The sequence below is a fragment of the Helicobacter muridarum genome, assembly GCF_000765805.2.
Taxonomy (GTDB): Bacteria; Campylobacterota; Campylobacteria; order Campylobacterales; family Helicobacteraceae; genus Helicobacter_A; species Helicobacter_A muridarum.
In genome coordinates this window covers 1-15,485 of the sequence record NZ_JRPD02000021.1, presented here as the reverse complement: position 1 = coordinate 15,485, position 15,485 = coordinate 1, and the positions used below count along the sequence as shown (strand labels likewise).

Annotated in this window: 13 protein-coding genes; 10 read left to right on the top strand and 3 right to left on the bottom strand. The window is 32.4% G+C overall.

What is annotated here, in order from left to right:
* Positions 1-35: 35 nt before the first annotated feature.
* From purM to LS73_RS10455, 9 genes are all read left to right on the top strand, one after another.
* Entirely contained in the window at positions 36-1,031 is a 996-nt protein-coding gene (gene purM, locus LS73_RS07870) for a phosphoribosylformylglycinamidine cyclo-ligase (RefSeq protein ID WP_034557257.1), read from the top strand.
* A gap of 122 nt (positions 1,032-1,153) precedes the next feature.
* Positions 1,154-1,489 carry a hypothetical protein gene (locus tag LS73_RS07865; protein ID WP_034557258.1) on the top strand — a complete coding sequence of 112 codons (336 nt, stop codon included), beginning with the start codon at positions 1,154-1,156 and terminating at the stop codon, positions 1,487-1,489.
* An 84-nt stretch (positions 1,490-1,573) separates the two neighbouring features.
* On the top strand, positions 1,574-2,977 hold the full coding sequence (argH, locus tag LS73_RS07860; RefSeq protein ID WP_034557259.1) for an argininosuccinate lyase: 1,404 nt from the start codon (positions 1,574-1,576) through the stop codon (positions 2,975-2,977).
* A 244-nt stretch (positions 2,978-3,221) separates the two neighbouring features.
* Positions 3,222-4,592 (top strand): glutamate--tRNA ligase, encoded by a 1,371-nt coding sequence (gene gltX / locus LS73_RS07855; protein WP_034557260.1) that lies wholly within the window; start codon positions 3,222-3,224, stop codon positions 4,590-4,592.
* A 9-nt stretch (positions 4,593-4,601) separates the two neighbouring features.
* Positions 4,602-4,889 (top strand): YggT family protein, encoded by a 288-nt coding sequence (locus tag LS73_RS07850; RefSeq protein ID WP_034557261.1) that lies wholly within the window; start codon positions 4,602-4,604, stop codon positions 4,887-4,889.
* Positions 4,890-4,901: 12 nt separating this feature from the next.
* Positions 4,902-6,737 carry a lytic transglycosylase domain-containing protein gene (locus tag LS73_RS07845; protein WP_052089516.1) on the top strand — a complete coding sequence of 612 codons (1,836 nt, stop codon included), beginning with the start codon at positions 4,902-4,904 and terminating at the stop codon, positions 6,735-6,737.
* Positions 6,738-6,885: 148 nt separating this feature from the next.
* Positions 6,886-7,413, top strand: a complete 528-nt coding sequence (gene acpS / locus LS73_RS07840) for a holo-ACP synthase (protein ID WP_034557262.1) — start codon at positions 6,886-6,888, stop codon at positions 7,411-7,413.
* A 281-nt stretch (positions 7,414-7,694) separates the two neighbouring features.
* Positions 7,695-7,895 carry a helix-turn-helix domain-containing protein gene (locus tag LS73_RS07835; RefSeq protein ID WP_034557263.1) on the top strand — a complete coding sequence of 67 codons (201 nt, stop codon included), beginning with the start codon at positions 7,695-7,697 and terminating at the stop codon, positions 7,893-7,895.
* A gap of 139 nt (positions 7,896-8,034) precedes the next feature.
* Complete coding sequence (locus tag LS73_RS10455; RefSeq protein ID WP_267891661.1) at positions 8,035-8,166, top strand: hypothetical protein; 132 nt, start codon at positions 8,035-8,037, stop codon at positions 8,164-8,166.
* A 950-nt stretch (positions 8,167-9,116) separates the two neighbouring features.
* On the opposite strand, the gene mqnF is transcribed toward LS73_RS10455, so the two are convergent.
* Entirely contained in the window at positions 9,117-10,388 is a 1,272-nt protein-coding gene (gene mqnF / locus LS73_RS07830; RefSeq protein WP_052090012.1) for an aminofutalosine deaminase family hydrolase, read from the bottom strand.
* A gap of 131 nt (positions 10,389-10,519) precedes the next feature.
* Positions 10,520-11,863, bottom strand: a complete 1,344-nt coding sequence (locus LS73_RS07825; RefSeq protein ID WP_034559752.1) for a sodium-dependent transporter — start codon at positions 11,861-11,863, stop codon at positions 10,520-10,522.
* A 203-nt stretch (positions 11,864-12,066) separates the two neighbouring features.
* Here LS73_RS07825 and LS73_RS07820 point away from each other — a divergent pair, with 203 nt between their 5' ends.
* A complete protein-coding gene (locus tag LS73_RS07820) occupies positions 12,067-12,402 on the top strand; it encodes a flagellar protein FlaG (RefSeq protein WP_407918747.1) in 336 nt (111 codons plus the stop codon).
* Positions 12,403-12,823: 421 nt separating this feature from the next.
* Here LS73_RS07820 and LS73_RS07815 read toward each other — a convergent pair whose 3' ends face one another.
* Positions 12,824-15,100, bottom strand: coding sequence for a TonB-dependent receptor (locus LS73_RS07815; protein WP_052089432.1), 2,277 nt, complete (start codon positions 15,098-15,100; stop codon positions 12,824-12,826).
* Positions 15,101-15,485 lie beyond the last annotated feature (385 nt).

Genomic DNA, 15,485 nt, shown 5'->3' with positions numbered 1-15,485 from the left:
ATTTTAAATTATAAATCACATATTTGGATAAGACTTTGGACACTTTAACTTATAAAAATTTTGGCGTTGATATTGCAGAGGGCAATCGATTTGTGCAAGAATTAAAGCATGTTGTTAAAAAAACTTTTAATCCGTTAGTGCTTGGTGGGCTTGGTGGATTTTCTGGTTGCTTTGAATTACCAAATGGATATAAAAATCCTGTGTTATGCTCGGCTACTGATGGAGTAGGCTCTAAACTAAAAATGGCAATAGAGCATGATATGTTAGATAATATAGGCATAGATTTGGTGGCTATGTGTGTAAATGATTTGATATGTGACTTTGCTAAGCCTTTGTTTTTCTTAGATTATTATGCTACTCATAAGTTAGATACAAATAACGCTCTGCGCGTTATTAAGGGCATTGCAACGGCTTGTGAGCAATCTGGTTGTGCGTTAATTGGCGGAGAAACTGCTGAAATGCCAAGCATTTATTCTAAGGGAGAATTTGATTTGGCTGGTTTTGCTGTTGGTATTGCCGAAAAAGAAGATTTGCAAAAGAGGCAATCTATACAAAGCGGAGACATTATTCTAGCTCTTCCTAGTAGTGGTTTGCATAGCAATGGATTCTCCCTTGTTCGAGGTATTATAGAATCGAGAAATATAGGCATTACTCAAGTAATGCAAAACGGTAAAACGCTGCTCCAATCTATGTTAGAGCCAACAAGAATCTATGTTAAAGAATTCTTGCATTTCAATAATGAGATAAAAGGGTTAGCTCATATTACAGGAGGAGGATTGAAGGAAAATGTAGTTCGTATATTAGGCGATGATGTTTGTGCCATAATAGATGAATCTAGTATCAAAATCCCTTCAGTTTTTAATATTTTTCTGCCATATATTAGTAAGGAGGAGGCATTTTTAGTATTCAATATGGGGGTTGGCATGGTGCTTATAGTTCCAAAAGAGCATGTTCTTAATATAATATCTAATAGCGATGCATATGTAATTGGACATATAGAATCTGGGTTGCGAGAAGTCATTATTCGATGAATAAATATCTCAAATATATTTTATTTTCACCCTTTTTACATATTGCATTTGATTCTAATGAAACTTATAGACAATGGTATATAATCATTGCTCAAAGCGCATAATCTCGAGGTTTAACCAATATGCAATCTAATATATCATGTAATTTAGATACATCTAATCATAGCTATGCTTTCATATTTCTTGATTGCATATTTGCAGTAGCTATTTCATCTTTTACATTTCTTAGCTTAGCTTATTTACAAGAGGAGATGATTCAAGAATCAAAACAAGAGATACATCTCTACGAGGAAGCAAGTAGGAATCTTATAAATGCCTTTAAGCAAAATAATCCAAATCAGATTAGTATTCAAACTATTAACAACCAATCTTACACTTTTTTATTATTCAAGGGAGAGGCTAGTAATGATCAAGGAAGAAATATTATTTCTTTGCATAGGCTTATATTGCAGCCTTGAAGTAGGCTAGATTCAAAACTTGAATTTGGTATTTATAAGAAAAACATTATAATTCTCTATATATCATGTTTAGAAAGGACATTTATGGCAAAGCTTTGGGGCGGTAGGTTTAATGAATCTATGAATGAACTTCTTGAGAGATTTAATGCCAGCATTACATTTGATAAAAATCTTTGGGAGGAGGATATACAAGGCTCAATGGAGCATGCTAAGATGCTTTATAGTATTGGATTATTGGAAGTTAATGAGCTAGATTTGATTCTAAATGGCTTGAGGGAGATATCAAGCGAGATTATAAAAGATAAATTCTCATTTTCATTAGAAAATGAAGATATTCATACTGCAATAGAAAATGAGTTATGTAAGAAAATAGGACAGGCAGGTAAGAAGTTGCACACTGCACGTAGTCGCAATGATCAAGTAGCACTTGATTTTATGCTTTATTGTCGTAAGGCAAATATAGTGTTGCAAGGCTTACTTGGCAAACTCATTCAAACGCTTTTGAATATAGCAAAGCAGCATACACATACACTTATGCCTGGAATGACACATTTGCAACATGCGCAACCAATTAACTTTGGATATCATATAGTTGCTTGGTGCATGGGGTTTAAGAGAGATATACAAAGATTGCGAAATAGTTTATCTATGATCAATGAATGTCCATTAGGTAGTGCTGCATTGGCTGGGACTCCATACAAAAATGAAAGAGAGAATCTAGCATTAGGCTTAGGCTTTGAATCTGCTAGCTTGAATGCTATGGATTCTGTTGCACAAAGAGATTTTGCATTAGATTTGCTATATGATATTTCAATGATTATGTTGCATATTTCAAGGCTTGCCGAAGAGCTTATTATATGGAGTAGTTATGAATTTGGATTTGTTGCGTTTGCAGATGATTTTGCGACAGGCAGCTCCATTATGCCACAAAAAAAGAATCCAGATGTAGCCGAATTGCTACGCGGCAAATGTGGACGGGCTTATGGGAATCTAATCGCCTTACTAACTACTATGAAATCATTGCCTTTTGCATACAATAAAGATATGCAAGAGGATAAAGAATCTGTATTTGATTCTGTTCAGACTGCGCATATTTGCCTTGAAATTCTAAATGCAAGTTTAAAAACATTGCATATCAATAAAGAAAATATGCGCAAAATGTGCGAAGTAGGGCATTTGGTTGCTACAGATTTAGCTGATTTCTTAGTGCAAGAGCTTGGGATTCCATTCCGAGAAGCACACCATGTTACAGGTATTTGTGTGCGCTATGCTGAGAAAGAAGGACTTGATTTAAGTCAAGTTGATATTCAAGATTTACAAGCATTGCTAGTAAAGGAGTTGGGAGATGGTGTAGCAATTAATATAGATAAGCTTTCTTCTGCTTTGAATTTGGAGGATTCTATGCAAAGAAGAAATAGCATAGGCGGTTGCAATAGCGATGAGGTTAAAAGGCAGATTCATGTATTAGAGACATGGCTAGATATATAATTATCGCTATAATCTCTTAGTAATGCTATAAACTTAAGAAATAATTAATTTGCTATTTTGGTTAAATGTTTTGTAGAATAGTTCTAAGATATTGATTTTTATATTACTAAATGTCTTTTAATATAGTTAAATAATTATAATCTTATAATATTAATAATAAACTACTTGTTGTAAATCCTATATCAAGTCATCAAGTAAATTTGTATTTCGCTATAATCGCGAGAAGTTTTCATTAGAGGTTTTTATGCTAAGATTTGCACCTTCTCCTACAGGCGACATGCACACAGGCAATTTACGTGCTGCAATATTTAATTATCTTATGGCGCAGAAATTGCAACAGCCTTTCATTATCCGAATAGAAGATACTGATTTAGATCGTAATATAGAAGGCAAAGATAAGAGGATTTTATGGCTTCTTGATAATTTTCATATTAAATATGATGACGTGATTTATCAAAGTAATAATTTTCCTTTGCATAGAGAATTAGCGCATAGACTATTGAAGGAAGACAAGGCTTTTTATTGCTATTGTTCAAAAGAATTTTTAGAAAATAAGCGTGAAGAAGCAAAAAGAAATAAAGTTGCCTTTAGATATGATGATACATGGGCGCAGTTAGAAAAAGGCAATAAGACTGCAAGTCCAATCATACGATTGCGCGCAAGTAAAAATGTAAGCTTTTATGATTCTATTAGAGGAGATTTGCATTTTAATGCTAATGAAATAGATAGTTTTGTAATTATGCGTAATGATATTCCTACATATAATTTTGCATGTAGTGTTGATGATAGGGATATGAGCTATATTATTAGAGGTGAGGATCATATCAGCAATACCCCAAAGCAGATTCTTATACGACAAGCATTAGGATTTTATACTAATATACGATATGCACATTTGCCATTAATTCTAAACGAAGAAAATAAAAAAATGTCCAAAAGGGATAAGGCATCAAGCGTAGAGTGGCTTTTATCAGAAGGATTAGAACCAAATGCAATAGCAAATTACTTAATATTGCTAGGTAATGGCAAACTAGAAACACAAGTAGGAGAGTTGTTTGGTTATGAGGAATGTTTATCCTATTTTGATGTAGAGTATATATCTAGCAATGCGGCGCGCTTTGATTACAAAAAGCTGTTGCAAATTAATCGCGATATGTTGAGAAAATCTTTGCAAAATATCACTTATAGGCGTGGATTCTATCCCAAGCTACAAGAAGCCATAGATAAACAGCTGGAATTTTATAGTAAGCGAAATAGAATTCTAATTAATCAGGATTTTGATGAAATTATCCTCTTATATGCCAATGAAATTAGTAGTGCGCATGAGCTAATTAGTAAGTTTTGCAGCATATTCAAGCCCATTTCTGCAAAAAAAGAGAATCTACATGGATTTGAAATTGAGTTTGATAGCATTATCTCTGTTTTTAAGCAAAAGTCTAGCTTTGATAATTATGAGGATATGAAAAATTATATTTCAGCTGAAACTAAATTAAAAGGTAAAGCATTATTTAAACCATTACGTATGATTCTAAGTGGGGTTGAACATGGGGTAGAGCTAGATAAACTATATCAGCCCATAAAGCAACATATACCGCTTATTCTAGCAATAACTTAAGGAGATATTATGACATTTTTGGTATTGGTATGCAATGCAATAGGCACAATCATGTATTGGATAATAACATTGTATTGCTGGGTAATTTTTATTGGTGCGATACTAAATCTTGCTAGAGCAGATCCTTATAGTAATATTGTAATTATTATTAATAAAATAACTTATCCTTCTTATGCGGCATTAAAAAAAGTAATGAAGACTGAATACAATGGTCTTGAATTTGCGCCGTTTTTGGTGATTTTAATAGGGCAGTTTATTAATCTTACTGTTGCTAGGTTTCTTATGGGATTCCATTAACTAAGGAAATACATGTCAAAGAATGCGCTACATCTGGTATATTTATTTGTCTTGCTGCAATTCTTTAATATTATGCTTTTCGCAGATAGCATTATTGATTTTACACATGACAATAAGACTACCACAAAGCAATATAAAATAAGTGATAATAAGCTAATTCAGCCAAGCAAGCAGTCCAATCAATCATCACAAGACAACATAATGTATGATAAGGTAGATTCTAAATCTCCTACAATCCAGCTAAAAGGCAGGGAATTCTTCAACCATTATATTAAAGATAAACCAAAGGGTATTGTGCGCGATTTTTATATATGGCAATATTTAACAGAAAATACATTGAATGCGCAAGAAGTTAATGAAGTATATAAGTTGTTGAATGCAAAAAACCCATATCTACGACGAGTCTTAGATAAAATAGGCAAAACAGAGAAGCTTCCTAGAGATATGGAATGTGCAAAAATGAGCTTAAAACTAGCACAAAAAGAAGATAATGCTTGTTTAGCTATTGCGGCACGAAGTAAGTTATCTGCGTTTAAAACATTGCCAAGTAAGGAAGTAGAAGTTATAAAAGCAAAGCTTGATAAGACACACAAGGACACTGCAAGGGCAATTAAAGTTTTGCATTCTCCTAATCGCACAAAGGATATATTTAAGGAAAATTCCATAGTGTTTGCAATGGTGTATCATGCTTTAAGTGCTGATGAGAAAAGCAGAATGCACTCTGATGATATGGCAAAGGACATTGAGAGATTAAGTAGTTATAAGACAAATGGATTCTATTCAATATTAAATAGCATTGTTTTAGATTCTAAATTACATAATCTAAAAACAGCCTTACTAAAGAGCAATATAACCCAAGCTCCTCATAATACCCTATTTCTACTTGGAATCAATGAGTTACGTTTTGGATCAAAGAAAAAAGCAATAGAATATTTTAAACGTGCTCAAAATGCTAGCAACGTACCATTTTTTATTGATAGGGCTTTATTTTGGCAATATTTAGCAACTAATGATTCTAGGCATTTAGACCAATTATCAACAAGTAAGCAAGTGAATATATTTAGCATTTATGCTAACCAGAAGCTAAAAAAGCCACCATCATTTGAGGTTGTAAGCACTCTTCCGTCTTTAGCCTTAGTTAACCCGCCTTTTGATACAAAAGATCCTTATGTATGGCAGAATATCTCTAAGACTATGATAAATAGTAATGATCCAGTAGCTCTTGCAAAGTCAGTGCCTTACTTTTCTTACAAGGATACTATGCCACAATTAGCCTATGTTATGCAAAAAATTGACAAATACTCTAAGAATTACTATATATCACCTTATGAGGGTTTGATTAATTGGAACAATGTAGAAGAACAAAGCTTTGTATTCTCCATTGCTAGACAGGAGAGCTATTTTATTCCTACATTAATTTCTAAATCATTCGCGCTTGGAATTATGCAAATTATGCCAGCAAATGTAAAGCCATTTGCCAAGGAAATGGGGTTAAAAAATATCAACTATAATGACTTATTCGATCCAAAGATTGCCTTTGAAATGGGTAGACATTTTATTAAACAATTGCAAAAAGAATACAATAATCCGTTATTTGTGTCTTATGCTTATAATGGTGGACCTGGATTCCTGCGCAGACTACTTGCTAAAAATGAATTGTTTTTGAAAAATAGAAAATATGAACCATGGCTTAGCATGGAACTTATTCCGCTTGAAGAGACTAGATTCTATGGTATGAAGATTATTGCAAATTTCATTATATATGAAAAAATCTTTGGCAAAGATGTCAATTTGCAAGAATTGCTTGATAAGACATTGATATACAATAATCCTGCAATTATGAAGTAGATTCTATGTTTTATAAAACCAATATAAACAAATTAGCTTGTTACAATGCTAAACTTATGGTTTAGATTCTAGTTTTTGCTTTATTGGTTATGACCTACTTTACCATCTTATATTAACTTTGAGTTACTGCTATGATAATGGAGAATGTATGAATATAGAGGTAGGGACAGATATAGCTTCTATAGAACGTATGGAAAAAGTTATCAATCGTCATGGATTCTTTTTTTTAAAGCGTTTTTTATTGCCAAGTGAGATTATTATGCTAAATACGCGATTAGATTCTAAGCCAAGTCTCATATTGGATAACATGGGCAATACTAGGCTTAGGGTTTTTGATAAGACAAACCTAGCTTATTATGAAGAATATGTTAGCTCAACGTTATGGGATTTAGAGAGAGATTTTCGAGTTGGTGATTATAAGCTATCAAGTATAACAGCCTTTTGGTCGTTGAAAGAGGCTTTGAGTAAGGCTTTTGGAGTTGGTATAGGCTCTTTGCTTGGATTTTATGATATTTGTATCTATAAAGATTCTCTAAATAAGCCATATGTAGCCCTAAGTTTAGAATCAAAAATGAACCTAGAAACAAATAACAAATACGAGATAAAGCAAATCTCTGCAAGTATTAGTCATGATAGCGGATTTGCTATAGCTGTATGCGCGATAACTTATAGCTGAAATTTTTGCCTGTTATTGTTGGATAGTTTTTATATTTTGTAGTTATTTAGTCTTTATTGTAAAAACAAAAATGAATAAATTCTAGTGTTATTGATTTCAAAGCCTTTTTAAAATATCTAAATTAGGCATCAATTATCAGACACATTGCTTATAACAGCATATTAATTAAGCTTATAATTCTGTAAACTTTAAATTAAAATTCATTAATTTAATGATTATACATATTTTTTATGCGTTGTCAATATAATATACATTATATTGTGCATTTTTGAAAGGTTTTTATGATTCCAATGAATCGCTGGTATAATGGAAAAAGCGGGCTCTCTCAAAAAGCTTTTGTGGATAGTCTTGGTGTATCTTTTAGGACTATTCAAAACTACGAATACGGAGTTACTTCTCCTAGCTATGATTTCTTGCAAAATCTATCAAAAAAGTATAATGTATCAATGATGTTTTTAGTAGGCAAAGGGGAAAATGATTAGTCAATAATTTCTTAGTATTCACCAATCAAATGTCAAGCGACTTTATAAAATCCCAGTTTATGATGTCTATGCAAGTGCAGGATCAGGGCTTGTTAATGATGAGCATATAACACATCATATAGAAGTAGATAAGGCTTCTTTGCATGCATATTTCAGGCTTACTTACTTTGTAGATTTATCAATTATTAGTGCTAGAGAAGATTCTATGCTACCCACAATACCGCCTCATTGCAAGCTTTTAGCGCAAAGCGAAGCTTCTTTAGTAAAGTAAAGTTTCTTTAGAAAAGGCATGCCAAGAGAAGAGCAAATATGCGTTACTCGTATAGATGATTAGCTATATGTTAAACGATTGCAGAAATTACCAAATACAAGCTTATAAGCGATAATAAAAGCTATGATGATATAGATTTAGAGGGAAGAGAGTATGAAATATTAGGTGTTGTAATAGGGCTATTCCAAAAGATTACTTAATATTATTTATTATATTTGTCTCTTAATGTCCATTAGTAGATTCCTAAGTCAATAAACATAATAATCTAATACCTCATAAATATCAGTTATTCACTTCAAATATAGCCTTATTAGTTTTTACTATTTAAACATTTAAAAATTTTTGTTTAAAGGTGTTTAAATGCCATTAAAATCGTGATTTCAAGCATATTTTATATACATGTATAGTATTTTGTAAAGGAATGTATAGGATTCTTTTTACAATGTATAAAAACCTTTTTACAAATTCAAAAAATAATGCACACTTTGATTTCACAAAAACACCCAACAACTCCCACCCACACGCTATTTCTTCATATATTCATCACTTTGATTTTAAACAACACTTTACAAGTTGTTGCCTTGATTTGTCTTGTGCTAGATTTCTAAAAATATTTTTTATTTTATTAGAAATTATTATTATTTTTAATTTTTATTTAAGCTTTATATAGTTATAATTTCATATATCAATTTTGATATAAAATTGATTACTTGTTCTTAACAAGGATTTTATCCTTTGATAGTTTTGGGTTAAGCTAAGAACATTCTTTCACATTATCTTCCTTTAAATTTTGAGGTTGGGATCTCCCCACCCTTGTTGTTTATTAATCCTAATATGGCATGCAATATCAATATTATTTAGACTAGTAATTTTTATATATTTATATTGTTGTAGCCAATTCAAGTTTTTTATGCGTGATTGGTTAAATTAAACAAATTTACTGTTTATTCTTAATGAATGGTGTTGTTTTCATTGTTTCCATAGGAAATAATATCTACTCCATTGACTAATAATGATATAGCACCTTTAGCATTTAGCACAAAAGAAGTAATGACCTGCTCTAAATGCTCGCATTCAATCTCAAATATTGCTATATCAGCATCTTTGCCCTCTTGCAATACTCCATTATTAAGCCCTAATGCTTTAGCAGGATTGCAAGTTACAGCATATAGTATATGCTTAGATATAGATTCTATATCCCTAGCTTCTGTGCTACTTTTTGATTCATCTTGCTCTGTTTCTTTAGCCGATAGTGTAGCAAATAGGACATAACGCATTTCTTGTAAGAGATCTACATCGTTATTTGAACTTTTGCCATCTGTAGCAATAATATTATTATCTCCCATTTTACCATTAAGCAGTAGATTAGATCTAGGGCAGGATATAATGCTACCTCGTTTTAATATCTCTTCCTTAACACTAGAATCCGCATAAAGGCAATGAGTAAAGATTGCCTGCACATCATGGAATAAATCTATAAATTCGTCTTGGTTAAAAGATTGAACATCTTCTAGCTTTAGATATTTGTCATAAAATTCTTTGAAATATCCGCTTTTTGATTGAAGCCATTCTAATTCATGCTTTGATTCTAAAAAATGTGTAGATATTAAAAGTTTATATTTGGAAGCCAATTCTATAATATATTGGGCAAGTTTAGTATGCACAGAGTATGGTGCATGCAGAGCTAAGGCACTTTGAAATAAATTAGTCTTTAGTGCCATTGAGTGCTCGAGCCTATTAGATATGTTAATGACTTGATTCTCAAAATCTTTTTCATCTGCTCCTATTACTTCGTGGCAAAATATCACACGCAAATTAGAGTTAAGTAAGCAATCTAAATCCAAGTCGTAGCTACTAATAGCACATACAGTGCCTACTCCGCTTTTCTTCTGCTCCATAATTGCTTTTTGTATGGCTTTTAGATTATCCTTTAGAATTGCTCCACGGTTTTGCATGACGCTATTAAGCCATAAGTCAAACCTGCCATACATAAAACTTGAGATATTTTTACTAAATTCAAAGTGAATATGAGAGTTAATTAGGGCTGGTAGTATGATATGATTCTTGTAAAAAAGAAAGTCGCATTGCCTGCATTGCTGTTTTAACTCATTAAAGTCTCCTACTGCTAGAATCTTGCCATTATCAATTAGCACTCCGCCATTACGCAAAATCCCTATATCATCATTGCATGTAATAATGAAACTAGCCCCTAGCAACTTCATATATTCTCCTTTATCGGAATTGCATTAATGGAATTTCACATAGATTCTACACTAAATCAATCTCTGTTATGCAATTCTCTTAACAAAGAAATCTAAAATTGCCTGATATAGTTATTATCCAACTTGACAAATTATGCTACTATTAAATCATAGATATTATAGATAAATATTGCTATTACCATGAGTGGAGCTAAAATCCTGATTGAGAAAAACCAAAATTCAAACATATTATTATTAAAGTAGCCTTTCGTCCATTCTTTTAGTTGATTTTTCTTAATAGCATATCCTACGAAGATGCTAGATAGTAATCCTCCTAAGGTCATGATTACATTCGCGCTAATCCAATCAAACCAATCAAATAGGCTTTTTCCTGCTATTGTTAGCTCTGGGAAACCATTATTCAAAGATAGAATCAAAACAGAACCTATAATAAAGATTACAATACCAACAATCCAAGATAAAAATACTCTGCCCTTATTTGTTTTATCTTCTAGCCATTTTACACAGGGTTCAAGTAATGAGATAGTGCTAGATATGCCTGCAAATCCCAAGCCTATCATAAAGAGCATGCATACTATACTACCTGCTATTCCCATTTTCTGAAACATAACAGGTAGTGTAATAAATACTAATCCAGCTCCAGCACCCACATCGTCCTCACTGCCATATTCAAAGACAAATGTAAATATCATTAATCCAGCAATAATAGATATGATTATGCCCGGTATTAATACCCATAATGCAGAGGAAAATAGATTTTGTTCTCGTTCTGTAAAAGCCGCATAAGTAATAACAATGCCCACCCCTAGAGAAAGAGAAAAAAAGACTTGTCCCATAGCACTAATTAAAACCTTTGGGTTAATCTTAGAGAAATCAGGCGTAAACATAAAGTCTAGGCTCTTTGTAAATCCGCCCATAGTCATACTATAAAATAGCAGTCCTATAAAAATAATAAATAATAGAGGCATGAGGATAAAATTAAGCTTCTCAATACCATTTTTTATTCCTTTAGCCACAAAATAAGATGTCAATGCCATTACAATGCCAAAGCTTATAATCTGAGATGATATATTTTGAGTTAAGCTGATGAATAAAGTTTTAGAATCTTCAATGTTGCTTGGCAGATTAAAGCTAATACTATAGAGATAGTATACAACCCAGCCTAATACAATGCAATAAAATGTCAATATGAGAGGACCACCTATTACAGTTAGTCCTACCCAATGCCAATTTTTATTTTTAGTTTCATCTAATGCGTTAAAAGCATCTTGGGCATTCGTTCTAGTGCGATTGCCAATTAGCATTTCGGCTATTAGCATGCTAATTCCAGTAGCTATACATATGAGTAAATATAGTAAGATGAACGCAAAACCACCGTTTTGTCCAGCCATAGTAGGGAATCTCCAAATGTGCCCAAGACCAATCGAGCTACCCAAAGTAGCCATGATAAATCCTATTTTGGAAAAGTTATTCATGATTTTTATCCCATATTGATGTTGCTAAAGTATAGATTATATATAAACTAATAAAAACTTACTAAAAGATAGCTTAATTTGTTTCTTATCCTCGCAAAAAATTTAAAAAATGTCGATTGTATTATATAATAATATATCATATTCAATATTAGGAGGCTATGATGGAAACACAAGGAAGTTCATTATCATCATTGCAGGGTGCCATTATGTCTATGGTAAGTAACGCGGGCTTACCTCGTGAGGCAAAAAGGATTTCTCCTCAAGCTACAATACAACCAGAAAGCACACAAAGAGATGGGGGAGTGGAATTTAGTATGCAAGATAAGCTTTTGCGATTGTCAAAACAATTACAAGAAGATATGCAAAGAATAAATACTAATATTGATTTTTCATATAATGAAGAGATAAAAGGGTTAGTGGTAACAGTTCGTGATTCAAATGGAGAGAAAGTTATTCGTGAGATTCCTTCAGAGGAGGCTATAGAGCTTGTGCGTAAGATGCGAGATATGATTGGCAATATCCTAGATGAGCGGGTCTAAGCGATTTATATTATTAAAATTTGATGGAGCTTATCATTTTTGATTTGATTTGTTCTATCTAGTGTTTGCATTGTGTTTAAATAGAATCTTTTACGCCAATAATATTTATTCTGAATTTTTATCTGCTAGCATATGACTTAAGTTTTATGTTTCTAGCTTATTACAATTTTGAGCTTCTACCTTGCTATTGTATGAGTGAAACTATTATATACCTCAAATTGATTAAATTTTTTACAAAGATTTGTCTATACATAATCCAATTGTTTTATTATCGAAATTTAGATTCTAGTTTTTATGATTGTTTTTAAGATTCTTTGCCTATAGCCTGAAATATGGCAAAATTAAATCTATAATCTTAGTTATTAATTTTATAACTTTTATTCTATCTTAATAAAGACTATAATAAATATTAGGCTAGAAATTAGAATTTTGCTGCGAGTTGAATATAGAATGCAGCACCGGGTGCCCTATAAAAGGAAAAATATTTGTAATTGAATATGTTGGTTATATTCAAGCTTGCTTCGTAATTCTTTAAGAATCTATATCCTAGTAGCAGATCTCCTAGCACAAATCCATCAGTAGAGCCATATACTCCGCTAATAGTGTCGCTATTATCAGCATTGGCAAATGGCTTACTCATCATTTCCAAACCAAAACTACCAAAAAATTTAGAATTATCATAGGCAATTTGTATAAATCCTAAATGCTCTGGAATGCCTGTTAATTTCTTGCCTACTAGATTTGGATTTCCGGGATTAGTTAAATGCTCGGAATTTGTATAAGTGTAAGTTAGCAAGAGGCTAAAATAAAATGGCAAGCTTTGTTTATATGAAAACTCAAGTCCATTTATTAGAGCTAGTCCGCCATTCTCTATTCTTCCTGTGCTATTTACTATATTTGTGAATATTATATCACTTCTGTAGGTATTGAAATAATAAGCTTTCATTAGTCCTTGATATTGTCCAATATTAAGCTTTTGTTCCACTCCAATGTCAAAAGCAGTTACACTCTCTGGTTTGAGGTTTGGGTTGCCAAGAGTTACTACGCCATCTGTCCTTACATGATTTGAGAAGAGATTTGTTAATGTAGGTGCTCTAAAGCCCTGACCAAAAGATGCTTTAATTGTAGTGAGTGAAAAAGGCAAGTAGTTTATGGTAACTTTTGGTGAGATTTTGTGTTTTGAATTCTCTGATGCTTGTCTTCCACTTGTTAAAAAGTCATATCCTAGCCAATAGTCATATCTAAGTCCTAGTGTTGTGCTAAGATTGTTTAGCCATTGCGATCTTAATTCTACAAAGATTCCAGAGTTTATGCTCTTAGCATTTTGACTACTTTTAAAGTTTTCAATAGCACTATCAAATTTAGTCCAATCAAATATATTATTTACTTCGTTATCAAATTGCTGATGTCTGATTTGCCCACCTGCTAACACTTTATGTTTAGAATCAAAGATTGGAATCATGCTAAAAATATCTAGATTGTTTGTTTGATACCTATCTTTAGTATTACTACCTTGCCCACCTAGCATAGTGGTGTTAGGAGCATTAGTTATGCTTGAGCCATTTAGACTGCTAGCTTTTGCGCCACCATCTGGATTGTTAAAGTCTCTCCAACCATCGATCCTAGAATACTTAGCTTGAAGCATGATTTCATCAAAATATTGAGTATATCCTATGTAAAATATACTTTGGGCATATCTTTCCTTGCCAATATTTCTACCAAATCCAATGGGCAAAGGGCGATTAGTCCCATGTGTGCCTAGCGTGCCACTAGAGTTTGTATTTGTATTATTCCCCCATACTTCCCTGCCATTGCTATCGCGCAAAAATGTTTTTGGATCATCATGCCTATATCCATAGAAATTGAAATAGAATCCAGAATCTAATGAAATATTCTCTGTAATGTCTAGATTTGCTCTTAATTTAAAGTCATGGATTTGATAGGCTTGTTTCCCCATGTTGCCTACAATTTTTATCGGTTTGCCTTGAGGATTTACGCTATCTATTGCTCCAGTATTCCCACTTAATATTGTATCACCTGACTCTACAAAGGCTGTATCTGCTGCATAGCCATCAGATGTTGAGAATCCATAGCTAGCTTTTAGCTTTAGTTTGGAATCAAAAAAAACATTTCCAATAGATATATAGCCACGTACTAGATTCTCTGGAGCGGTATTTAGCATGAATGGACTGCCATATGCTATATTTGTTTTTACTTCAAATTTCTCAGGCATAGCTGTTACAAAATTGATAGCACCACTAATTGCTCCACTACCATAGAGATTAGAAAATGGACCCCGAATTACCTCTACTTGCAATAAATCGCTTGGATTCATAGAAGTAATCATCTTGGTATTATTATTCATATCATTTAGAATTACTCCATCAAGCATGATGGTAGCTCCATTTGGAATGCCTCGAATAGTAACAGTGTCAAATGTGTCTAATCCTCTGCTTTTGCTTTGACGCAAGCCCTCAATGCCTCTTAATGTATCGCTAATTTTGCTATTGGGGCGAATGTGGATTTCTTCTTGACTTATTACGCTAAGGTTGCCCGGGGCTTCATCTATGGTAGTTGGAATCCTAGTCGCTGTAATGGTGGCTGCTTCGAGTCTTATTGCTTCATTCTCTTCTTTGGAATAACCAAGATTTGTAAGCAATAGTAATGATGCAATAAAACTAATATATTCTTTTTTCAAATTTTTTCCTTTAACTATAAATGTAAATATATAGTATATAGCAATTAGTATTACTAAATGCTTAAATCGTAATACTAAAAGTATAGTTATCATATGTGCTAAAGATTTCTATAATTAAGAAGGGCTTATATAATTTGCATATTTCAAGGCATATATGGATACAAAGGGTTTTTGCCCATACTTTGGGACTGCTTCTTTTTTTAGATTTATTAATTATTGTGGCTAGGTTAGATTGTTCCCAACTATAACGCTTAAAATTACAAGCTACGATGATTAGTATTAGAGGTGGAAACTATAATATTTTAGGTGTTATAGTAGTATTATTTCAAATATAGCTTGATATTATTTAGCTTTGATTTTTTTGTTATGTTAGGACTTTAGGCGA

Excerpts from the sequence above, each read along its gene's own strand:
- LS73_RS07865 (WP_034557258.1), top strand. The coding sequence starts at position 1,154 with ATGCAATCTAATATATCATGTAATTTAGATACATCTAATCATAGCTAT.
- argH (WP_034557259.1), top strand. The coding sequence starts at position 1,574 with ATGGCAAAGCTTTGGGGCGGTAGGTTTAATGAATCTATGAATGAACTT.
- gltX (WP_034557260.1), top strand. The coding sequence starts at position 3,222 with ATGCTAAGATTTGCACCTTCTCCTACAGGCGACATGCACACAGGCAAT.
- LS73_RS07850 (WP_034557261.1), top strand. The coding sequence starts at position 4,602 with ATGACATTTTTGGTATTGGTATGCAATGCAATAGGCACAATCATGTAT.
- LS73_RS07845 (WP_052089516.1), top strand. The coding sequence starts at position 4,902 with ATGTCAAAGAATGCGCTACATCTGGTATATTTATTTGTCTTGCTGCAA.
- acpS (WP_034557262.1), top strand. The coding sequence starts at position 6,886 with ATGAATATAGAGGTAGGGACAGATATAGCTTCTATAGAACGTATGGAA.
- LS73_RS07835 (WP_034557263.1), top strand. The coding sequence starts at position 7,695 with ATGATTCCAATGAATCGCTGGTATAATGGAAAAAGCGGGCTCTCTCAA.
- mqnF (WP_052090012.1), bottom strand. The coding sequence starts at position 10,388 with ATGAAGTTGCTAGGGGCTAGTTTCATTATTACATGCAATGATGATATA.
- LS73_RS07825 (WP_034559752.1), bottom strand. The coding sequence starts at position 11,863 with ATGAATAACTTTTCCAAAATAGGATTTATCATGGCTACTTTGGGTAGC.